The sequence below is a fragment of the Pseudomonas tructae genome (assembly GCF_004214895.1).
GTDB lineage: Bacteria > Pseudomonadota > Gammaproteobacteria > Pseudomonadales > Pseudomonadaceae > Aquipseudomonas > Aquipseudomonas tructae.
Map to the genome: position 1 here is coordinate 3,736,986 of NZ_CP035952.1, position 19,931 is coordinate 3,756,916.

A 19,931-nucleotide genomic window follows, 5' to 3' on the forward strand; every position below is an offset into this window, starting at 1 on the left:
GAGGTAACGCCATGCGCAGGCTGCTGCTCATCCTGGCCCTGTTGCTTTCGGCCTGCACCTACCTGCCAAGCGCTCGGCAGTTGACGGTAAGCAATCAGCAATCGCTGCCCGAGCCCAAACTGCAGTACCTGGGGGTCGGCGGCTGGCTGATCCACTGGCGAGGTGAAGGCCTGCTGCTGGCGCCGTCGTTTTCCAATCCCGGCAGCCTGGGCATCCGCGGTGTGCCGCCGTTACGGGTCAGGGCCAACCCGCAACGCATCGATGCCTTGATGCCCCCCGCCCGTGACGTGACAATGCTCCTGGTCGGGCATGCCCATTACGATCATTTGCTCGATGTCCCCAGGATCATGCACATCCATACCCCCAAGGCGAGGGTCTACGGCTCGCAAACCATGGGCCATATCCTCCATGCAGCCAAGGTGGACGCCTCGCGCATCACGTCACCGACGACAGAGGAAATTGCCGACCCCTACCAGCCAAGCCAGCGAGGCACCTGGTTCTACTCCAACGGCCAAACCGTCAAGGACGGTACCCGGCCCTCCAAGCCGACGCCCGGAATGATCCGCGCCATGCCGATCCGCAGTGAACATGCCGGTCACGCCTTGGGCATCAACTTCATTCAGGGGCAATACGATGACGACCTCGACACCCTGCCCAAAGGCCTGTTCGGCTGGCGGCTTGGCGAAGTCACCCTGGCCTGGCTGATCGACCTGCTCGACGAAAACGGCAAGCCGGTCTACCGCATCCATTACCAGGACAGCGCCGCCAAGCCCCCGTTAGGCTTCCCGCCGCTGATCGCCGACGGCAAAAGCATCGATGTGGAGATCCTTTGCGCCGCCAGCTGGGACCAGGTACGCAACTACCCGGCTGCCTTGTTGCGAATCACCCGGCCACGCACCCTGGTACTGGGGCATTGGGAAAACTTCTTTGCCAGCAATCCGTACGAACCTGCGCGGACCATCCCTCTGCAGGGCTACCAGGGTTTGCTGGATCAACTGACCGGCTATCCTCCCCTGATACCCGAGCCGTTCTCCCAGATACCGCTACCGCCACCCGAATGGTGACCTGCAGAGGCCGTATTGTGTTTCGCCACCTGTGAACGCACACTCGGCGGCGATGCGCCACGCCACGCGGAGTCGACCTTGCCCACCCCACGCCAGTTCAGCAAGAAATCCAGCACCAGCAACATGCTCAGCCTCAAACACCCCGACGCCGCCTCGACCCCGGTGTGCCAGGTGGGCTTCCTGTTGCTGGAGAACTTCTCCATGGCCAGTTTCACCGTGGCCATGGACGTGCTGGTAACGGCCAATCTGCTCCAGAGCCAGCGGTATGCAAGCACGCCGTTCTCCCTGGGCGGCGAGCGCGTGGTCAGTGACCTGGGCCTGGAGATTTATGCCGCCCCCATCGACCGCGCAACCCTGGGCAAGCTCGACATCCTGATCGTTTGCGGCGGCTTGCGCACCCCGCTCAAGTACCCGCAACTGGACAAGCTGCTGCTTGACGCCGCCGCGCTCGAGATGGCCCTGGGCGGGCTGTGGAATGGCGCCTGGTTCCTCGGGCGCGCCGGGGTACTGGAGGGCTACAACTGCACCATTCACCCCGAGCAACGGGCCAGCCTGGCCGAGCGCAGCCCGCAGTGCACCATCACTCCGGCAAGCTTTGTGCTCGACCGTGAGCGCCTGACGGCCGCCAGCCCCAATGGCGCCCTGGAGTTGATGCTGGCATTGCTCAAGTTGCAGCACGGCGAAGCGCTGGCCGAGGGCGTGGAAGAGATCCTGGCATTTTCCAGTGCACGTTTTCGTCGGGCCGACAGCAGCCAGAAAAAGACCATGAGTGCACCGCTGCGCACCATCGTCGAGCTGATGGAAAGCAACCTGGAAGAAACCCTCAGCCTCGATCAGTTGGCCGCCTACAGTGGCCGTTCGCGGCGGCAGATCGACCGCCTGTTCCAGGCCCAGCTCGGCACCTCGCCGAGCCGCTATTACATGGAATTGCGCATCACCAAGAGCCGGCGCCTGTTGCAGTACTCCGACCTGCCCTTGATGGATGTGGCGATTGCCTGCGGTTTCGTCTCGGTCTCGCACTTCAGCAAATGCTATTGCGCCTACTTTGGCTATCCGCCTTCGCGCGAGCAGCGGCTAGGCGAGTAACTGCGGCGGTTGCCATTGAGGCTCAGACCGCCCTCCACCACCAGCACCAGCACTGCCAGCCAGATCGCCAGGTAGGTCGGCCACTGCGCCGGGGCGATGCTGTCGCCCAGCAGCACCGCAGCGACCACCAGCAGTACTGGCTCGACATAGATCAGCAAGCCGAACAGGGTCAGGTTCAGCCGCGGCGCCGACAACGCCTGCAGTCCCAGGGCTGCAGCACTGATCGCGCCCAGACCCAGCACCAGCCAGGGCAAGCTCGAGGCCAGCCCGCCAAGCCCCAGCACCACCCCGCCCTTGAACACGAAGTACAGGCTCACCGGCAGGCTCAGGCTCATGTCAAACCACAGCCCACCCATATTGTTGGTGTCGGTGACCCGGCGCAGCCAGAAGTACAGCGGGTAGCCCAGGGACACCACCAGCACCGGCCAGGAGATCGCCTTGGCGATGGCGATCTGGTTGATGATGCCCAGCGCCGCCAGCGCGCAAGCCAGCAGTTGCAGGCGGCTGATCGAATCCTTGAAGGCCAGGCGGCCGACAATCACCATGACCAGCGGCATCAGGAAGTAACCCAGCGACACATCCAGGCCATAGCCGTTGATCGGTGCCCACATGAACAGCCATAACTGCACGCCGAGCAACACCGCCGACACCAGGCGAATCGCCCAGAACCCGCGCTCCTCGAACACGCGCTGGAAGATCCGCCGCACCTGCGGCCAGTGCCCGCTGGCAATCACCATCAGGGTCAGGCAGGGCACGGTCAGCAGGATCCGCCAGCCATAAATCTCGGCGCCATCCAGTGGCGCGAGCAGACTGGTGTAGGCGTACATCACCGCGAACAGCACCGAGGCAAGAACATTGAGCACTACGCCCAACGTGGAATTATGCGCGGTCATGGTAAATACCTTAATCAGGGTCAGCAGAGGGTGATAATTTATTCCGCAGCCGCCGATAAGTGCCCTCGTTTTTACCGCTCACGATGAGAAATTTTTGCATATGGACCTGGACGAATTCGACCTTGCCCTGCTCGCCGCCTTGCAGCGAGACAACAGCCAGCCCCTGCGCGAGCTGGCCGAACAGGTGCATTTATCCACCGCCTCGGTGCAGCGGCGGATTCAGCGCTTGAAAAAGACCGGGGTGATTCAGGCCAATGCGGCGGTGATCAACCCGGACAAAGTCGGCCAGGTGATTACCCTGATGGTCGAGGTGCATGCCGACCGCACCCAGTCGGCGGACCTGGAGGTGATGAAGCGCGCCTTTTCCGGGCCGGAAATTCAGCAGTGCTACTACGTCACGGGCGATGCCGACTTTCTGCTGGTGTTGACGGTAGCGAGCATGACCGTGTTCCAGGACATCGCTCAGCGGCTGTTTCACGATAACCCTAACGTGAAATGGTTCCGGACCATCGTGGTGCTGGATCGGGTCAAAACGACGCTGCAGGTGCCACTTTGAGGTGTGCGCTTGCCTGTGGCGGGATCGGCAGAGCATCGCGGGGCAAGCCCGCTCCCACAGAGATCGCGCAAGCATTTTAGATTTTCATCAAGACAGTTGCTCCCACATACAGCAGTTGCCTTCAGCGCAGAGCCAATGCGTTCAGCGCGCCTGCCAGTTCCTCGGCGCTGGCATACTCCTTCTGCGCCATTACCTTGCCCTGTTCCAGCTCGATCCACAGCACCTTGTCCTCAGCCCCCGGATACCGCGCAACCACCTTGCCATCACGGTCCAGCACCACCCGGTAGCTGTAATCGCGCATGGCCGGAATCGCGAACAGTTTGCTGATCAGCGCCGGCATGCGCTGGATATCAGCGACGAACACCGCATCGCGCGCCTCCAGGTAACCCTTGGGCTGCTCGCCCACCGCGGCGCTGACCAGCTTGGCGCCGTCCATGTTGCGCGCCACCAGCAGCACACGGGTCTGCTCGTTGAGGCTGTAGGCCTGGTCGTGCTGGTCAAGCAAGGTAAACGGCGCCAGGCGTTCGCCGACTTCGGCGGCGCCGGCAAGCAGCGGCATCAGGCTCATTAGCAGGGCAATGGCGTATTTCACAGGTGACCTCGTTGTCAGTGCAGGACTGTTGATCGTAGCCTGCTTGGCCGGTGCAAAATACCGTTCAGGCGAACTTCTTCACTTATGGCAAACCACATGACAACCCGCTTCGAGCTCGAAACCCTGAAGATACGCGTCAACGACAGCGAGTTCTCAGCCTTGGACCTGCACCAGCGCATCCAGCGGGCCCTGCGCGGGCTGATTCTGGAAGGCGCGCTGGCCGGCGGCGTCAAGCTGCCCGCCAGCCGCGCGCTGGCCACCTCGCTGGGGGTTGCCCGCGACACCGTCGAGAATGCCTATGTGCAGTTGCAGCGCGATGGCTACATCCTGCGCCGCAAGGGTTCGGGCAGCTATGTGGCGGACCGCCTCGGCGCAGAATTGCGCGGCACTGCCCAACGGCGGAACAAGGCCCAGGCACAAAAGCGCGGCAACCCGGAGCCCGGCCAAGGGCTGAGCCTGCGCGGGCGAGCGCTGTTCGACAACGGCGGGGTCAGCGATCAACAGGCGATCAAGGCCTTCGCCACCGGCCTGCCGGAAACCCGCTCGTTCCCGCTGCAAGTCTGGGAACGCCTGCAGCGCCAGGCGCTGAAGGAGCACCGCGGCAACGTCCTGTTGCACGGCGACCCGCAAGGCAGCGAGGCCCTGCGCAAGGCGATCGCCACCTACCTGAACCTTGAGCGTGGAGCCAAGGTGGCGCCCGAGCAGGTGCTGGTGCTCAGCAGTACCCGCCAGGCCTTGTTCCTGTGCGCGCAGATGCTGGTGGATGCCGGCAAGCCGATCCTGCTGGAGAACCCCGGCTACTTTGGCGCGAAGAAGGCCTTTGAAGCGGCGCAGGCGCGGATCGTGCCGATCGATGTCGATGCCCACGGCATCCGCACCGACCTGCTGCGCGCCGACCGCAGCGGCGCCAGTTGCCTGTACCTGACCCCTTCCCATCAATACCCGACCGGTGCGACCTTGAGCCTTGAGCGGCGCCTGGAACTGATCCATTGGGCGGCAGAAAACGGCAAGTGGATCATCGAGGACGACTACGACAGCGAGTTCCACTACGACGGCCTGCCCACCGCCTGCGTGCAAGGCCTGGACCCAAACCGGCGCACCCTCTACATCGGCACCTTCAGCAAGACCCTGTTCCCTGGCCTGCGCATCGGCTACATGGTGCTGCCACCCGAGCTGGTGGCGCCCTTCGCTGCAGCGCGCAGCATCATCGACGGGCACACCCCGCAAACCCTGCAACTGACCCTGGCGCGCTTCATGGACGACGGTCACTACAACGCCCATGTGCGGGCCATGCGCAAACTCTACGCCGGCCGCCGGGCGTGCCTGCTCGAGGCTATTGGCAAGCACCTGGCGGGCATCGTTACCGCCCTGCGCCCGCCAGGCGGCCTGCAGATTCCCTGCGTGCTCGAGCCTGGCTGGTCAGAACAACAGACCCAGCGCCTGGCCGCCCGCGCCGGTATACAGCTACCCGGACTCAGCCGCCTGTATGCGGGGGAGCACAAGCAACAAGGTTGGTTGCTGGGTTATTCCTCGTTGACGACCAGTGAAATCGAAACGGCGATCCGCAAACTGGCCAAGGCCTTGAAACAGGCCTAACAAAGTGTTTCGGTGGGAGCGGGCTTGCCCCGCGATACGATGCAACTGACAGAATGCTCTCGCGGGGCAAGTCGAAGCATCGCACCACCGCTCCCAGTGAGCGCCTTCACCCCGCCTGCCCGTCACGCTCCTTGAGCAGTTGCTGGATCACCTGCTCCTGGGTGTCGTAGGCCCCTTCGCCAAAGTGCACATAACGCACCTGGCCGTTGCCATCGACGATGTAGTGCGCCGGCCAGAACTGGTTGCCGAAGGCGTTCCAGATCGCATAGTCGTTGTCGATGGCCACCGGATAACCGATATCCAGACGCTGCACTTGCTCACGGACATTGGCCACCACCCGCTCTTCGGGGTACTCCGGGGTGTGCACGCCGATCACCACCAGGCCCTGGTCCGCGTAACGCTTGGCCCAGGTGTTGACGTGCGGCAGGCTGCGGCGGCAGTTGATGCACTCGTAGGTCCAGAAGTCCACCAGCACCACCTTGCCCTTGAGTGCCTGACGGTCGAGCGGCGGCGAGTTCAGCCACTGCACGGCGCCGCCCAGTTCCGGCATCGGCCCCAGTGTTTCAAGAGTTGAAGGCGTGCCGGCGAGCAGGCGATTGCCCAGGCCTGCCGCCGCCAGCAGCACGGCAAGCAATGCGGCGATACCCAGGCCCCAGCGGCGGTTTGAGTTGAAACTGATGCTCATGGACGAATCTCCCTGATCGATGACTCAACTGCCGTCATGGCAGTCGCTGGCGAATTTCTGGTACTGCAGGCGGTGTTCCTTGCCCTGGGAATCAAGGTAGTCCATTTGCGCATTGACCACGCCGCAGCCAATGCGGCTGTCCTCGCGCAGGGCGAGGACCTTGTGCACGTCCAGGTGCTGGCCATAGCGATACTCCTGCACCGGCACTTCGTCGTTGGCCGGGGCAGCCACGGCGCCGAGGCTGAGCAGGGTTAACAGACTGGCAGTGGCAAGGGTCTTGATGTTCATGGCGGTACTCCTGAAGCCGTGTGCAAGGAGGTGGAGACCTCCACCCCGCTGCCGGCTATTTCAGACCCGCCAGGTATCGTCGATGTGTCCGGATCAGCCCGCTTTGCTTCTCCAGGTATCTGCGGCCACAGCAGATACACTGCAATACAAAGCCCGGCAGGCAAGCACGAGCGGGCTGGGTACACTCGCGCCACCACCACAATGGGAGCCGTATGATGGAGCATGTCGATCACATCCTGGTCGTCGACGATGATCGCGAGATCAGGGAGCTGGTAGGCAACTACCTGAAGAAGAACGGCCTGCGCACGACCCTCGTCGCCGATGGTCGGCAGATGCGCGCCTTTCTCGACGCCGATGTGGTCGACCTGATCGTGCTCGATATCATGATGCCCGGTGACGATGGCCTGCTGCTGTGCCGCGAGCTGCGCGCCGGCAAGCACAAGGCCACGCCGGTGCTGATGCTGACCGCCCGCAACGACGAAACCGACCGCATCATCGGTCTGGAAATGGGCGCCGACGACTACCTGACCAAACCCTTCTCGGCCCGCGAACTGCTGGCGCGGATCAACGCCGTGCTGCGCCGCACGCGCATGCTGCCGCCGAACCTGACCATCAGCGAAAGCAGCCGCCTGATCGGCTTTGGCCACTGGCGGCTGGACACCACCGCGCGCCACCTGCTCGATGCCGACGGCACCCTGGTGGCCCTGAGCGGCGCCGAATACCGCCTGCTGCGGGTATTCCTCGATCACCCACAACAGGTGCTCAGCCGCGAGCAACTGCTCAACCTCACCCAGGGTCGCGAGGCGGATATCTTCGACCGTTCCATCGACCTGCTGGTCAGCCGCCTGCGCCAGCGCCTGCAGGACGATGCCCGTGAGCCGGCCTGTATCAAGACCGTACGCAGTGAGGGCTATGTGTTCTCCCTGCCCGTGCAACTGGTCGAGACCTGAACATGGGCACGCTGCTGCGCTGGCCGCGCACCCTCGCCTCGCGCCTGGCGCTGATTTTCTTCACGGGCCTGGTACTGGCCTACGGGCTGTCGTTCAGCTTCCAGTTCTACGAGCGTTACCAAAGCTCACGCTCGATGATGCTCAACAACCTGGAGCTGGATGTCGCCACCTCCGTAGCCATCCTCGACCGCCTGCCCGCCGCCGAGCGCGCCGCCTGGCTGCCACGCCTTGCGCGGCGCACCTACCGCTATCGGCTGGATGACGGCGCCTCGGGGCTGCGCCTGAACATGGATGAAGCGCCCATGGCGGCGCTGTCGATCGGTAAGGCCCTGGGCACTCACTACGCCCTGAACTACCAGAATATTCCCGGGCCCAACGCGCACTTTCAAGTGCACTTGCACCTGGCCGATGGCCAACCGCTGACCCTCGACGTAACCCCGGCGCCGGTGCCGATGTCCAGCTGGCTGCCCGTGGTGCTGCTGGTGCAATTGGCGCTGCTGCTGTTATGCACCTGGCTTGCGGTGAAAACCGCGATCCGCCCGCTGACCCGCCTGGCTGAAGCAGTCGATAAACTGGACCCCAACGCGCCGGGGCCACAACTGGATGAAAGCGGGCCGCGTGAAGTGGTGTACGCCGCGGCGGCCTTCAACACCCTGCAGGCGCGCATCGGCGCTTACCTCAAAGAGCGCATGCAGTTGCTGGCAGCGATCTCCCATGACCTGCAAACGCCCATCACACGCATGAAACTGCGGCTCGAAGCCATGGACAGCAGCAGTGACAAGGACAAGCTCTGGCACGACCTGGAAGCCATGGAGCACCTGGTGCGCGAAGGCGTCGCCTATGCCCGTAGCATCGATGGCAACAGCGAGGCGCCCTGCCGGGTCAACCTCGATGCTTTTCTCGACAGCCTGGTCTGCGACTACCAGGACAGCGGCCAGCAGGTCGAGCTGCAAGGCAACAACGGGGCATTGATCCAGACCCGCCCGCAAGCCTTGCGCCGGGTGCTGGTGAACCTGATCGACAATGCCCTGAAGTTCGCGGGTGCTGCGCAACTGGTAGTGCGCCGCGGGCCCAAGGGCAGCACGCTGATCAGTGTGCTGGACCAGGGCCCGGGGATCCCCAGCGCAGAACTGGCTGCGGTGTTGCAGCCCTTCTATCGCGTCGAAAACTCGCGCAACCGCACCACCGGCGGCACCGGCCTGGGCCTGGCCATCGCCGCGCAACTGACCCAGGCCATCGGTGGCCGCCTGACCTTGAGCAACCGCGACGGTGGCGGCCTGTGCGCGCAGATCGAACTGCCTTGAAGGCCGGCTCAGCCTTGATCCGCTGTGCCAGCCCTGCAGCGGGCGGGTGACTGCACCGCGGTGATGCTGGCGAAGGGAATGTAGCGGCATTCGTCGTCACAGGCGAAGTACAGTTGCAATTGGCAACTGCACCAATCGATGCTGCGCACGATGCCCGATTGGCTTTCCATCACCCCGTACTCGGCGGCAAAGCAGCCGTAGAGCACGACGCTGTCTCCAGGTTGGTACAGGCGAAGGCGCGCTTTGTTGTTTTCATCCATGACGGCATGGCTCCGGCCTTTGAGTCGGCATCATCACCAACACAGGAGCCGCTGCGCTACTGGCAAAAATGTCAGGTCAAGCGCAGCGAAGATCCCTTCACACGGCTTTTTGTTGCGCCACCAGGGTGATCCAGTAACGGCTGCGCGCCTGCACCGCCAATGGCAGGCTGGCGGCCAGCAACGCCAGGACCCGGTCAGTGTCATCCAGGCGAAAGGTACCGGTGACTTTCAATGATTCAAGCGCCGGCTCCCAGCGCAGCCAGCCCGGACGGTAGCGCGACAGTTCACGCAAAAACTGCCCCAGTGGCTGGTTGTCGACGCTCAGCACGCCATCGCGCCAATCTGGCTGGCGCGGGTCGAAACGGTCCATGGCGCCACTGCCGTCGACGTTGACGGTCAATTGATCGCCAACGTGCAAGGCCAGCTGCGCGCCATGCAACGGTTGCACCTGCACGGTCCCCTGGAGCACGGCGATTCGGCACTGCTCGGCGTCACGACGCAAGCAGACCTGGGCCTGACCGACGCTCACCTGCGCCATGCCCAGGTCGACGTGCAAGGCTTGCGCGCGGCTGACGCTCAGGGCGATCTCGCCGGTAACCAGGGTCAGGCGCTGTCGCGCCAGGTCGAGGTCGACGGCGCTTGCAGTGTTCAGTTGCAACAGGCTGCCATCGGCCAGGCGCAGGCCACGGCGCTCGCCCACCGCAGTGCGCAAGTCGGCGCGCAAGGCCAGCAGCGGCGTCTGCTGGCTCAGCAGCCAGCCTGCTGGCACTACCAATGCCAGTGCCAGGCCACGCTTGAGCAAGGTGCGCCGCTGGCCGTCGGGGCGATCCAGGCTGGCCATGGCCAAGGCCGCTGGCACCTCCTGAAAGCGCTGGCGCAAGCCTTCGGCGCGCTGCCAGATTTGCTCATGCTGCGGGTTGGCGGCGCGCCACTTTTGCAATTGCACAAGGTCTTCGGCGCTGGCACGGCCCGACTCGAGCAAGGCCAGCCAGCGCGCCGCCGTGCGCGCCAGTTGCCGGGACTCGCGGGTAAAGGTGTTCATGCCGCAACCAGCAGGCAATGCTCATAGGCCTGGGCCATGTAGCGTTTGACCGTGCGCTCGCTGACCGCCAGGCGCTCGGCGATCTGCGCGTAGTTCAAACCCTCGAGCTGCGCCCAGAGAAATGCCCGACGCACTGCCGTTGGCAATCCATCGAGCAGTTCGTCCAGAGCCTGCAGGGTTTCCAGCAGCAACCAGCGCTGCTCTGGCGAAGGCACCAATGCTTCAGGCAGATTGGCCAGGGCCTCGAGGTAGGCACGCTCCAGGCTGCGGCGCTTGTGGAAATTGACCAGCAAACGCTTGCCCACGGTCAGCAGATAGGCCCGCGGCTCGCGCAACTCGCTGAGCACCTGGGGGCTGGCCAGCACCCGCAAAAACGTATCCTGGCTGAGGTCGGCGGCATCCCAGCGGTTGCCCAGGCGCTGGTACAACCAACCTTCGAGCCAGCTGCGATGCTGCCGATAGAGGCCATGCAAGGTCTGCTCGGTGGGGCCCGCCGCTTCGCTCATATCAACGCACCTGGGTTAACCGGAATCAAATGAGATTGATTCTAATTAATACCCTGGTGCAAACCAAGTGCTATTGCAGGGCTTTTTTCAACTGCCAATGCGGCTCGCAATGGGCTCATGAGCAGGATTACTCGCTACGACGCGCCAGACCAGAGACGATGGCCACCATCAGCAGGCTGATACCCCACCCGACCAGAATCTCGAGCCAGATCACCAGGCGCACGAAATGCTTCCAGCCAAACGACGTGAACTCGTCCCAATAGCCTTGCTTGGGTGTTGGTACCAGCGGGGCCCAATCCGACTCCTGCTGCAGGTCGACCAGGGGCATCAACAGGTCCAGAGAATAGGCCAGGGGACTAAAGCCTGTGTATTCCTCACGCAGGTTGTCGCACAGGTACCAGTTGCCCTCGCGGTAGTAACCCGGCGGCGTCTCCTGCCCGGGATTCGCACCGCGCCAGGCAACGCCCCGGTCCGGTCGGCAATCGAAATAGGCGTCATTCTGGAACACCAGCGGGTTGCTGGGGCCGAACACACGTTGTTGCGATGCTGCGTACCAGTAGATAAACGCGCAGATCAACCAGAACGCCAGGAACCAGATGAGTAGTTGCATCGGGCGATAGCCAAAACCGGTGAGCCTGCCATAGAGCCAGTGCAAGCTTCTGGCTGTGTAGGTGTAAATCGGGTGCGTCCAAGACCACCAGGACTGTGGCGGCTGACCGATATGGCCGATATCGCGCAGTTTGCGCTCGAATGCGATCCCTACTTCACGGGCTTCGGCGGTATGCCCCATGTTCTCGAAGACCCGTTGCAGATGGCGCCAGGGTTGCGGGCGGAAGTCTTCACCAGAGTTTGTCCGACTGCCTGACAGTGCGGGAACTTGCTTACCCAGCCACGCTACCCTGAACGCTGCGTTCACCGGTGCGCTTGCGGCCAGAGACTTATAGTCCAGGCCGTTGAGCACGATATTGTCGCCCCAGGTGTTTTGATCGTCGTCCAGCTCACCCACTTTTGCCCCGGCGAGCGAGGCATTTTTCAATGGATGATGCAGCGCCCTGAGTATCAATGGCCCCTCAAGATGCAGTCCTTCCAGGTCCAGCGAGACCTCATCATCATCGGCAAACCGGGCTCTGCTGCAATCGAAACTGCCGGCTAACTTGGCGCCGTCAAAACTCACCGTTTTGCGCGCATGGAATCCTTCACCCAGTCTGACCGTCCCCTTGACTTCTACCCTCGCCGCGGCCAGCGAGTAATTGTCGTCGCCCCACAGTTCAGCGTGCCCGCACATCAGGCCACCCTCGATCTGGGCCCCCACAAGACGAAATTTACCAATGGCCCTGAATCCCTGGCTAAGGTACAGGTCCCCCTGGAGAATCATGCCGTCAGCCGATAACGCATCCCCACCCTGTCCATCTATGGCACCACCATTAAAATTCAACTGACCGTCGATCCTGGACCGGATCAGCCGCACCTCCCCCTGCGCTTGAAAATCGTTGCTGAAAAATACGCCGCCCGCGACAACGACCCCATCGGCGAACAACGCGGGGCTGTGTTGTCCGTCAATACACCCCTCACAAACCAGTTGCCCACCAATGCGGGCACCTAACAGACGGACCTCGCCCACGGCAGTAAAATCGCCACTCATGCCAAGATCCTGTCTGACCTTTAGACCCTCCGCATTCAGCGCTGAGTCACCCATGCCATTGAGGCTGGCATCTTCAAGATTAAGTTGGCCGTCTATCCGGGCGTTCTGGCAGTAAACCCCTCCCTGTGCCCTGAATCCGCTGTTCAAGCGGACATTGCCTTTAACCCAGGCTTCGTTAAAGAACAGCGACATATCCCCTGCGCCATCGAACGACGCATTACTGCAGTCCAGTACCCCCTCGACGCTCATGCCCTGGCAGACAACCATCCCCTTCGCCTTGAACTCATCTGAAAAACGGACAGACGATTTGACCTGCGCATGGGCAAACAGTAACGCGATAACGCCTCGGCCATTGAAACGCCCTCCTCGGCCATTCACTTCACCGGATACACGGGCTTCCTGGAATGTCACCATGCCCCTGGCAAGCAAGCCTGGCATCACCAGCGAGCCTGTAATCTCGATGCGTGTAGCGACCAGCGCAGCCTGTTTGCGCCCATTCAACAGAGCCTTGATCAGAAACAGGCTTCCGCCCACCCGGGCATCGCATAAGTTCATCGGGCCAGAACAGCGGTATCCGTTGAAGTCCACCTCTCCGCAAACTTCCAGCCGCTCAGCCTCGAAGCCAGGGCTAGAGCAGCCAGGCATATTGAGTGAACCGCAAACCTGGGAATCGGTGAAATTGGGTGGATCACTGAAGGTACAGTCGTTCAAGGTCATCGACCGTGGTACCACCGAACTGCACAAATCCAGGGTACCGATGATGTAAGCCCCTGCAAGCTCAACCCCACGCTCATGAACGGGGGCAGAGCGGTCACCACCGAGCAGCATGAACCGCAAAAAATCGGCCCGGATGCTGTTTTCATACGTCGCCTGGGTCGGCCGTGATGAACCGAATCGAGCAGTCGTTCCTTGCCTGCAATGCGCCTGCAAACTACTTTCCGCCGCCGTTAGCGGCGTGAAATCGCTACGCGACCTCCCTGTTGCGTTCATGGACTGTCCTTTGGCTCAGGCAAATCCGCAGATACTAGATGGAGTGCAAAGTGCCATCAAGCAGAAGCAAGCCCGTGATTGCGGCCTGTATCCAGCCTGGCGCAGCGACGCTCCCTCGCCGCTGCCAGGGCGTGTTATCGCGTTGACTGAAAACGCGAACACTGGCCTTCGAGCCGATAACGCATCGTCACCAGCTGGCCGCTGGAATCCTCGAAGGTCATCAACATTGGCGCGGCGTCACAGCCGCGGGCCAGGGGGGTCTGTTCGATCAGACGGGCGACATCCATGGATTTGCCGTAGGCAAAATCCTGGATTGCGGGGACAGTCTTGCCGGTTCTTGTTGCATAGGCCTGCACTGCCTGCTCATGGGCAACCAGACGCGCATCCTTTACCTCTGGTGCCGAAGCCTGCGCGCTTTGGCCGGCCAGCAGAACCACTGCTGCCATTACCAAACCTTGCATGCGCTTCATTGGCGGGTACCTCAAATGAAGTGAATTAACAACGGGGACAACGGTTTCGAGCTTACGCCCCTAATGGCATTTCAGCTACAAAGTGACGTCGAGCGCCCGACGCAGTTGCTCACCCCGGCTGTCGGACGCAGCGCTGACCAGGGCGTAGTTGTAGTCACCGTGCGACCAGTAGCGTGCCTGCAGTTGGCCGTCGGTTCGCTCGCCGCTGGGCATGCGCGCATAGTGCTCACCCGGCGAGCGCAAGAACAGGCTGACCCGCAGGCCTTGGGCATCCTCGAACAGCACCAGCGCCGCCGGCCCCTGCTCGTTGCTCAGCAGCCGCGCACCCACCGGGGTGAAGCCGTACGCCGAGAGGTCTGGCAGGTTGCCGACATGGGCGAAGTGCTGGCCCAGCCAGGCTTGCAGGCGCGCCGGGTCCTGGGCGCTGAGGTCCAGGGCCTTGCTGTCGGCAAACAACCGATGGGCCTGCACGGCATCGGCCATTGGCGGGTTACTGGCCAACAGGCTTGCCTCGCGCACCTGCCAGCCGCCCAGGCCGCCAATGCCCAGGGTCACCAGCAGTACGGCGGCACTGGCCCAACGCCGTTGCCGCCGACGGCGCAGCGCACGGCGCACATTGAGCGGGTCCAGCCGCGGGTTGGGCGCAAGCCCGGCAAAGCCGGACAACGCCGCACGCAATTGTCGAGCATCGTTGCGCCAGGCCTCGACCCGCGCCGCCTGCTCGGGATTGGCCGCCAGGTACAGCTCAACCGCCCGGCGCCGTTCGGGGTCCAGGCGCTCGTCGACATAGGCGTGCAGTTCGTGTTCAGACGGGATCAAACTCATTTCAACCTCCGCAACGCCGGGGGCGGCGTATTGCCCTCGGCCAGTTCGCGCATGGCCGCGCGAGCGCGCGACAAACGTGACATTACCGTACCGATCGGCACATCCAGGGCCTGGGCGGCCTCTTTGTAGCTCAGGCCTTCCACGCTGACCAGCAACAGCAAGGCGCGCTGCTCGCTAGGCAGTTGCGCAAACGCCGCCAAGCCCGACTGGGCAAGCACGATAGCTTCAGTGTTGCTACCCGCCTCCTCAACTCGGCCAAACCAGGCCAGCCAGCGTGCCTGACGGCGCTCGCGACGTTTGCCGTCGATAAACTGCCGGTACAGGATCGAGAACAGCCAGGCGCGCAGGCTGCCGTCTTCGCGCTGCTGGCCGCGACGGCTCAAGGCCCGCTCGACCGTGGCCTGGACCAGGTCGTCCGCGCTGCTGGCTTCGCGCGTCAGCCACAGGGCGAAGCGGCGCAAGCGCTGCAGTATCTCTCGCAATTGCTCGTCATCTAGCTCGTTCATTGGCGCAGTCTTGGCCTGTAGGCGATCAGTGTACGAGGCAGACGCTCGAGGTGAAGAATTATTCCAGCACGCTGGAATAAACCTTTGGTCCAGGCGTCGTACCGGCTCATTCACTGACCCGGATCAGCGCCATGAGCACTCCGTTACACGGTCGTCCCCGCGCCTTGCGCCTGGCTGCCATCGGCCTTGGGCTGACCGCCCTGGCCGCAGGCTTTGCCTACACCGCCGGCTGGATCGGCAGCGAAAGGCTGACGCCAAAGCGCTTCATCGACACCTTCGAAGCTCAAGCCGGACACTACCCCGGCTACCGTAAGAATCACGCCAAGGGCCTGTGTGTCAGCGGTTATTTCCAGAGCAGCGGCGAGGCGGCCAAGCTTTCCAGTGCACGGGTATTCAGCCAGGCCAGGGTGCCGGTGATCGGCCGTTTCGCCCTCGGTGGCGCCAACCCGCACAGCCCGGACGCCAGTGTGCCGACCCGCAGCCTGGCGCTGCAACTGAGCAGCGACGATGGCCAGCAGTGGCGCACCGGCATGAACACCCCTCCGGTGCTGGCGGTCGGCACCCCTGAAGCCTTCTACCAGCAGGTCCTGGCCATGACCCCGGACCCGGCCACCGGCAAGCCGGACCCCTCGCGCCTGCAGGCGTTTTTCGCCGCACACCCGGAAAGCGCAGCCTTTCGCCAATGGGCCAAGGACTACAAAGCCTCGGACAGTTTCGCCAACTCCAGCTACAACAGCATCAACGCCTTCGCCCTGATCGATGCCGAAGGCAAGGCCCGTTATGTGCGCTGGAGCCTGCTGCCACAAACGCCCTTCGCCGCCCTGCCCGCCCAGGTCGAGGACAACGACTACCTGCAGCACGACCTGCGCCAGCGCCTGAGCCTGGGGCCGCTGCGCTGGACCTTGCAATTGACCCTGGCCGCAGCCGGTGATGCCGTCGATGACCCCAGCCAACCCTGGCCCGCTCAACGCCCCACAGTCAATGCCGGCACCCTGGTACTCGACCAGGTCGATGCCGCGCAACAAGGCGCCTGCCGCGACCTCAACTTCGATCCGCTGATCCTGCCGACCGGTATCAAGCCGTCGGCCGACCCGATCCTCGCCGCACGTTCGGCGGCCTATTCAGAATCCTTCAATCGCCGCAGCCGTGAAGCCGCGCAGCTGGGAGCCCACCCATGAAACCTGTTGCCTTTCACCCCCTGGCCCGCCTGCTGCACTGGCTGATGGCGGTGCTGATCCTGGCCATGCTGTTCATCGGCGTGAGCATGGTCAACGACCTGTCGCCGCGCCATACCTGGCTGGTCAGCCTGCACAAGGCCATTGGCCTGGCCCTGTTGCTGCTGGTCCTGGTGCGCATCGGCCTGCGCCTGCTGCTACCGCAACCACCGTTGCCCGACGACCTGCCGACGCTGCAGCACCGGGCCGCGAAGGCTTCGCACCTTTTGCTGTACGGCCTGATGCTGGCCATGCCACTGCTGGGCTGGGGCATGCTTTCGGCCGGGGGTTACCCGTTGCCGCTGCAGTTGCCAGCGCTGCTGCCCCATGACTTGCAGCTGTATGCCCTGCTGCGCCAGGCCCATGGCTGGCTGGCCTATGTCCTGTTCGCCAGTGTGCTGGTGCACCTGGGGGCGGCGCTGATGCATGGCCTGGTGCGCCGTGACGGGGTGCTGCGCAGCATGTGGCCGGGGCCATTGCGCAAGAATTAATATATTCATTATTCCTTGAGCAAAGGCATTTCCTTCAGCAACAGGGCTATCCACAAATAAAGATAATATGTTAACAATATAGGCAGAGACACCTGGCACCCGCCGCCCACAACAACAAAAAAAGGTAGCCCCATGCTTCTGCCCCGTTCCCTGACGGTGAGTGCCGGCCTGTGCGCCGCGCTCACCCCGTACATTGCTCAGGCCGAGTTCATCAAGGACAGCAAGGCCAGCCTGGAAACGCGCAACTTCTACTTCAGCCGCGACTTTCGCCAGAGCGGCGCGCCACAAAGCCAGGCGCGGGAATGGGCCCAGGGCTTCATCCTGAAAATGGAGTCGGGTTTTACCGAAGGCACTGTAGGCTTGGGCCTCGATGCCCTCGGTGAACTGGGGGTCAAGCTCGACTCCAGCCGCGACCGCCGCGGCACCGGCCTGCTGCCGTTTGGCGCAAGCCAGGAGCCGGTGGACGACTACAGCGAACTGGGCCTGACCGCCAAGCTGCGGGTCAGCAAAACCACCCTCAAGCTCGGCACCCTACAACCGACGCTGCCGGTGGCGGCCATCAACGACGTGCGCCTGCTGCCCTCGACCTACAGCGGTGGCCTGCTGACGTCGCAAGACATCGACGGCCTGACCCTGAACCTCGGCCGCCTGGAAAAACAGAACCTGCGCGACTCCTCCAGCAACGACGACATGAGCTACGCCGGGGTCCAGAGCAATCACCTGGACCTGGCCGGCGGCACCTACGCAATCAATCCGCGCCTGGCCGTCAGCTATTACTACGCGCAGATGCAGGACATCTACCGCCAGCACTACGCCGGGCTGGTCCACGACCTGCCCCTGGCCGAAGGCATCAACCTGCGCAGCGACCTGCGCTACTTCGACACCCGCGAACAGGGCAGCCATGACCTGCGCAGTGCCTCGCGGGTCGACGGCGGCAAGATCGACAACCGCTTCTTCAACGGCATGCTGACCCTGGGCGTGGGCGGGCACAAGTTCGGCCTCGGTTACCAGAACCTTTCCGGTGATGGCGACTTTGCCTACCCAGGCCTGGACCCCTATTCGGTCAACCTGGTGACTGTAAACGTCTTCACCAAGGCGCAAACCGATGCCTGGCAGGCACGCTACGATTACAACTTCGCCGCCCTCGGCTTACCCGGCCTGAGCTTCATGACCCGTTACGTCAATGGCAGCCATATCGAAACCGCCAACGTCAGCGACGGCAAGGAGTGGGAGCGCGACACCGACATTGCCTACGTGGTGCAAAGCGGGCCACTGAAGAATGTCAGCGTGCGCCTGCGCAATGCCACCTTCCGCTCCAGCAATGGCCTGACCAGTGATATCGATGAAAACCGGCTGATTGTCGGCTACACCCTGGCACTCTGGTAAGCCGTTGTGCGACGCGGTGAAATCAGTCCTTTATTAGTTTTTTGGGAATGCTTATCATCTGCATCATTTTTTCGGGATGCCGCCAGGATGAGCGCACCGCCGTCACCGCCCAATGCCGAACTCGGCCAGCTCTACCAGCACCATCACCTGTGGCTGCAACACTGGCTGCGCCGCCGCCTGAGCTGCCCGCAGCGGGCGGCGGACCTGATGCAGGACACCTTCGTGCGCATCCTCGCCTCCTCCGAGGCGCTGGAGCTGGTGCGCCTGCTGCGTGAGCCGCGCAACTACCTGGCGACCGTGGCGCGGCGGGTGATGATCGATCATTTCCGCCGTCAGCAACTGGAACGTGCATACCTCGAAGCCCTGGCAGCACAACCGGAGGCCGAACAGATCTCCACCGAAGCGCAAATAGTGATTCTTGAAACCCTGCGTGAAATTGACCAGTTGCTGGCCGGCTGCGGCGCCAAGGCGCGCAAGGCGTTCCTGATGGCCAACTGGCTGGGCATGACCTACGTGGAAATTGCCGCAGCCCTGGGTGTGTCGCTGACCACGGTGAAAAAATACCTGATCAAGACCACCGAGCGCTGCCTGCTGCTCGCCTACGATGCCCAGCCATGACTGACCGCGAACGCCAGCGCCAGGCCTTGAAAGCCGCTGCCCGTTGGCATGTGCAACTGGCCGCTGGCGATGCCCCGGCCGAGCTGCAGCAGGCCTGGCACGCCTGGCTGGCCAGCGCCGCCGAACACCGTTGGGCCTGGGAACGGGTCGAGCAACTGCAAGGGCGCCTGGCCAGCGTGCCCGGCGCCCTGGCCTTCGACACCTTGCAGCGCAGCGACAGCGACGGCCTGCCTCGGCGCAGCGTGCTCAAAGGCCTGCTGCTGGCCACCGGCCTTGGCCTCGGTGGCTGGGCCGGTTACCGCAGCCAGCCGGCGCAGCACTGGCTGGCCGATGTCCGCAGCGCCACCGGCGAAATCCGCCACCTGAGCCTCGCCGATGGCAGCCTGCTGGTGCTCGATACCGCCAGCGCCGCCGACATCTGCTTTGATCGGCAACAACGGCTGATTCGCCTGCGCCACGGGCGGCTGTTCCTGACCAGCGCCAAGGACAGCCAGCAACGCCCGCTGCGGGTCGAAACCAGCCAAGGCGTGATCGAAGCATTGGGCACCCGCTTCAGCGTCGATCAGCGCGCTGCCGGCAGCCAGGTCGAGGTGTTCGAACACGCGGTGCGCATCAACCCGTACCAGGCCCCGGCTCGGCGACTCGAGGCGGGCCAGCGCTGTCAGTTCGATAGCCATGGGGTGCATGCCCCACAGCCCGTGATGGCCAGCGAGTCGGCCTGGACCGGCGGGCACCTGATCGTCGAGGACTGGCGCCTGGGTGATGTGCTCGACGAGCTTGGCCGCTACCGACCCGGATTGTTGTCCTATGCAAGCGAGCTTAACGGACTACGGGTTTCGGGAACCTTCTCGCTCACCGACAGTGATGCAGCGCTGTCAGCTCTGGCCACCTCGTTCAAGCTCCAGGTGCGCCACTACAACCGCTATTGGGTCCGCATTGACCTGAGTTGAAATTTTCTTCAGCCCGG

At 63.2% G+C, this 19,931-nt stretch carries 22 protein-coding genes; 11 read left to right on the forward strand and 11 right to left on the reverse strand.

The genetic code is table 11. The features are described 5' to 3' along the window. Positions 1–11 precede the first annotated feature (11 nt). Positions 12–1,064, forward strand: a complete 1,053-nt coding sequence (locus EXN22_RS16990; protein ID WP_130265162.1) for an MBL fold metallo-hydrolase — start codon at positions 12–14, stop codon at positions 1,062–1,064. A 78-nt stretch (positions 1,065–1,142) separates the two neighbouring features. Beyond that, the gene (locus EXN22_RS16995; RefSeq protein ID WP_130265163.1) at positions 1,143–2,150 is read left to right on the forward strand and encodes a GlxA family transcriptional regulator; all 1,008 of its coding nucleotides are present in this window, start codon (positions 1,143–1,145) and stop codon (positions 2,148–2,150) included. Here EXN22_RS16995 and rarD read toward each other — a convergent pair. Further along, a complete protein-coding gene (gene rarD, locus EXN22_RS17000) occupies positions 2,114–3,043 on the reverse strand; it encodes an EamA family transporter RarD (RefSeq protein WP_130265164.1) in 930 nt (309 codons plus the stop codon). The two genes, EXN22_RS16995 and rarD, sit on opposite strands and share 37 nt — an antisense overlap. Positions 3,044–3,143: 100 nt before the next feature. Between rarD and EXN22_RS17005 the strand changes: the two genes are divergently transcribed. Further along, positions 3,144–3,599 (forward strand): Lrp/AsnC family transcriptional regulator, encoded by a 456-nt coding sequence (locus tag EXN22_RS17005; protein ID WP_130265165.1) that lies wholly within the window; start codon positions 3,144–3,146, stop codon positions 3,597–3,599. A gap of 121 nt (positions 3,600–3,720) precedes the next feature. Here the strand turns inward: EXN22_RS17005 and EXN22_RS17010 are convergent, their stop codons facing one another. Continuing rightward, positions 3,721–4,191, reverse strand: coding sequence for an FAD/FMN-containing dehydrogenase (locus tag EXN22_RS17010; RefSeq protein WP_130265166.1), 471 nt, complete (start codon positions 4,189–4,191; stop codon positions 3,721–3,723). 96 nt (positions 4,192–4,287) lie between these two features. Between EXN22_RS17010 and pdxR the strand changes: the two genes are divergently transcribed. Then, positions 4,288–5,787, forward strand: coding sequence for a MocR-like pyridoxine biosynthesis transcription factor PdxR (gene pdxR / locus EXN22_RS17015; protein ID WP_130265167.1), 1,500 nt, complete (start codon positions 4,288–4,290; stop codon positions 5,785–5,787). Positions 5,788–5,893: 106 nt separating this feature from the next. On the opposite strand, the gene EXN22_RS17020 is transcribed toward pdxR, so the two are convergent. Beyond that, a complete protein-coding gene (locus EXN22_RS17020) occupies positions 5,894–6,472 on the reverse strand; it encodes a thioredoxin family protein (RefSeq protein WP_130265168.1) in 579 nt (192 codons plus the stop codon). A 24-nt stretch (positions 6,473–6,496) separates the two neighbouring features. Continuing rightward, the gene (locus EXN22_RS17025) at positions 6,497–6,760 is read right to left on the reverse strand and encodes a DUF2790 domain-containing protein (RefSeq protein ID WP_130265169.1); all 264 of its coding nucleotides are present in this window, start codon (positions 6,758–6,760) and stop codon (positions 6,497–6,499) included. 215 nt (positions 6,761–6,975) lie between these two features. On the opposite strand from EXN22_RS17025, the gene EXN22_RS17030 reads away from it, so the two are divergent. Both EXN22_RS17030 and EXN22_RS17035 read left to right on the forward strand, forming a co-directional pair. Continuing rightward, positions 6,976–7,710 (forward strand): response regulator, encoded by a 735-nt coding sequence (locus EXN22_RS17030; protein ID WP_130266848.1) that lies wholly within the window; start codon positions 6,976–6,978, stop codon positions 7,708–7,710. A 14-nt stretch (positions 7,711–7,724) separates the two neighbouring features. After that, on the forward strand, positions 7,725–9,014 hold the full coding sequence (locus EXN22_RS17035; protein ID WP_130266849.1) for a sensor histidine kinase: 1,290 nt from the start codon (positions 7,725–7,727) through the stop codon (positions 9,012–9,014). Positions 9,015–9,022: 8 nt separating this feature from the next. On the opposite strand, the gene EXN22_RS17040 is transcribed toward EXN22_RS17035, so the two are convergent. The 7 genes from EXN22_RS17040 to EXN22_RS17070 form a co-directional block, all read right to left on the reverse strand. Beyond that, the gene (locus tag EXN22_RS17040; protein WP_130265170.1) at positions 9,023–9,274 is read right to left on the reverse strand and encodes a hypothetical protein; all 252 of its coding nucleotides are present in this window, start codon (positions 9,272–9,274) and stop codon (positions 9,023–9,025) included. A gap of 97 nt (positions 9,275–9,371) precedes the next feature. After that, positions 9,372–10,316 carry a FecR domain-containing protein gene (locus tag EXN22_RS17045; protein WP_130265171.1) on the reverse strand — a complete coding sequence of 315 codons (945 nt, stop codon included), beginning with the start codon at positions 10,314–10,316 and terminating at the stop codon, positions 9,372–9,374. Next, complete coding sequence (locus EXN22_RS17050) at positions 10,313–10,822, reverse strand: sigma-70 family RNA polymerase sigma factor (protein WP_130265172.1); 510 nt, start codon at positions 10,820–10,822, stop codon at positions 10,313–10,315. The genes EXN22_RS17045 and EXN22_RS17050 overlap by 4 nt, the downstream gene beginning before the upstream one ends. A 127-nt stretch (positions 10,823–10,949) precedes the next feature. Beyond that, the gene (locus tag EXN22_RS26415) at positions 10,950–13,454 is read right to left on the reverse strand and encodes a hypothetical protein (protein WP_233281646.1); all 2,505 of its coding nucleotides are present in this window, start codon (positions 13,452–13,454) and stop codon (positions 10,950–10,952) included. A 134-nt stretch (positions 13,455–13,588) separates the two neighbouring features. After that, complete coding sequence (locus EXN22_RS17060) at positions 13,589–13,900, reverse strand: DUF2790 domain-containing protein (protein ID WP_165392230.1); 312 nt, start codon at positions 13,898–13,900, stop codon at positions 13,589–13,591. Between the two features lie 99 nt (positions 13,901–13,999). Continuing rightward, entirely contained in the window at positions 14,000–14,749 is a 750-nt protein-coding gene (locus EXN22_RS17065; RefSeq protein WP_130265174.1) for an anti-sigma factor family protein, read from the reverse strand. Further along, on the reverse strand, positions 14,746–15,255 hold the full coding sequence (locus tag EXN22_RS17070) for a sigma-70 family RNA polymerase sigma factor (RefSeq protein WP_130265175.1): 510 nt from the start codon (positions 15,253–15,255) through the stop codon (positions 14,746–14,748). The genes EXN22_RS17065 and EXN22_RS17070 overlap by 4 nt, the downstream gene beginning before the upstream one ends. A gap of 131 nt (positions 15,256–15,386) precedes the next feature. Between EXN22_RS17070 and EXN22_RS17075 the strand changes: the two genes are divergently transcribed. From EXN22_RS17075 to EXN22_RS17095, 5 genes are all read left to right on the forward strand, one after another. After that, a complete protein-coding gene (locus EXN22_RS17075) occupies positions 15,387–16,433 on the forward strand; it encodes a catalase family peroxidase (protein ID WP_130265176.1) in 1,047 nt (348 codons plus the stop codon). Further along, positions 16,430–16,960 (forward strand): cytochrome b, encoded by a 531-nt coding sequence (locus EXN22_RS17080; RefSeq protein WP_130265177.1) that lies wholly within the window; start codon positions 16,430–16,432, stop codon positions 16,958–16,960. Before EXN22_RS17075 ends, EXN22_RS17080 begins: the two co-directional genes overlap by 4 nt. A gap of 132 nt (positions 16,961–17,092) precedes the next feature. Beyond that, positions 17,093–18,346 (forward strand): OprD family porin, encoded by a 1,254-nt coding sequence (locus tag EXN22_RS17085; protein WP_130265178.1) that lies wholly within the window; start codon positions 17,093–17,095, stop codon positions 18,344–18,346. Positions 18,347–18,433: 87 nt separating this feature from the next. Further along, the gene (locus EXN22_RS17090) at positions 18,434–18,964 is read left to right on the forward strand and encodes a sigma-70 family RNA polymerase sigma factor (protein ID WP_130265179.1); all 531 of its coding nucleotides are present in this window, start codon (positions 18,434–18,436) and stop codon (positions 18,962–18,964) included. Beyond that, positions 18,961–19,914, forward strand: a complete 954-nt coding sequence (locus EXN22_RS17095; protein ID WP_130265180.1) for a FecR domain-containing protein — start codon at positions 18,961–18,963, stop codon at positions 19,912–19,914. The genes EXN22_RS17090 and EXN22_RS17095 overlap by 4 nt, the downstream gene beginning before the upstream one ends. Positions 19,915–19,931 lie beyond the last annotated feature (17 nt).

What these genes read in the sequence shown, in the direction of transcription:
- EXN22_RS16990 (WP_130265162.1), top strand. Translation starts at nt 12, where the DNA reads ATGCGCAGGCTGCTGCTCATCCTGGCCCTGTTGCTTTCGGCCTGCACC.
- rarD (WP_130265164.1), bottom strand. Translation starts at nt 3,043, where the DNA reads ATGACCGCGCATAATTCCACGTTGGGCGTAGTGCTCAATGTTCTTGCC.
- EXN22_RS17005 (WP_130265165.1), top strand. Translation starts at nt 3,144, where the DNA reads ATGGACCTGGACGAATTCGACCTTGCCCTGCTCGCCGCCTTGCAGCGA.
- pdxR (WP_130265167.1), top strand. Translation starts at nt 4,288, where the DNA reads ATGACAACCCGCTTCGAGCTCGAAACCCTGAAGATACGCGTCAACGAC.
- EXN22_RS17020 (WP_130265168.1), bottom strand. Translation starts at nt 6,472, where the DNA reads ATGAGCATCAGTTTCAACTCAAACCGCCGCTGGGGCCTGGGTATCGCC.
- EXN22_RS17025 (WP_130265169.1), bottom strand. Translation starts at nt 6,760, where the DNA reads ATGAACATCAAGACCCTTGCCACTGCCAGTCTGTTAACCCTGCTCAGC.
- EXN22_RS17030 (WP_130266848.1), top strand. Translation starts at nt 6,976, where the DNA reads ATGGAGCATGTCGATCACATCCTGGTCGTCGACGATGATCGCGAGATC.
- EXN22_RS17040 (WP_130265170.1), bottom strand. Translation starts at nt 9,274, where the DNA reads ATGGATGAAAACAACAAAGCGCGCCTTCGCCTGTACCAACCTGGAGAC.
- EXN22_RS17045 (WP_130265171.1), bottom strand. Translation starts at nt 10,316, where the DNA reads ATGAACACCTTTACCCGCGAGTCCCGGCAACTGGCGCGCACGGCGGCG.
- EXN22_RS17050 (WP_130265172.1), bottom strand. Translation starts at nt 10,822, where the DNA reads ATGAGCGAAGCGGCGGGCCCCACCGAGCAGACCTTGCATGGCCTCTAT.
- EXN22_RS26415 (WP_233281646.1), bottom strand. Translation starts at nt 13,454, where the DNA reads ATGAACGCAACAGGGAGGTCGCGTAGCGATTTCACGCCGCTAACGGCG.
- EXN22_RS17060 (WP_165392230.1), bottom strand. Translation starts at nt 13,900, where the DNA reads ATGGCAGCAGTGGTTCTGCTGGCCGGCCAAAGCGCGCAGGCTTCGGCA.
- EXN22_RS17065 (WP_130265174.1), bottom strand. Translation starts at nt 14,749, where the DNA reads ATGAGTTTGATCCCGTCTGAACACGAACTGCACGCCTATGTCGACGAG.
- EXN22_RS17070 (WP_130265175.1), bottom strand. Translation starts at nt 15,255, where the DNA reads ATGAACGAGCTAGATGACGAGCAATTGCGAGAGATACTGCAGCGCTTG.
- EXN22_RS17075 (WP_130265176.1), top strand. Translation starts at nt 15,387, where the DNA reads ATGAGCACTCCGTTACACGGTCGTCCCCGCGCCTTGCGCCTGGCTGCC.
- EXN22_RS17080 (WP_130265177.1), top strand. Translation starts at nt 16,430, where the DNA reads ATGAAACCTGTTGCCTTTCACCCCCTGGCCCGCCTGCTGCACTGGCTG.
- EXN22_RS17085 (WP_130265178.1), top strand. Translation starts at nt 17,093, where the DNA reads ATGCTTCTGCCCCGTTCCCTGACGGTGAGTGCCGGCCTGTGCGCCGCG.
- EXN22_RS17090 (WP_130265179.1), top strand. Translation starts at nt 18,434, where the DNA reads ATGAGCGCACCGCCGTCACCGCCCAATGCCGAACTCGGCCAGCTCTAC.
- EXN22_RS17095 (WP_130265180.1), top strand. Translation starts at nt 18,961, where the DNA reads ATGACTGACCGCGAACGCCAGCGCCAGGCCTTGAAAGCCGCTGCCCGT.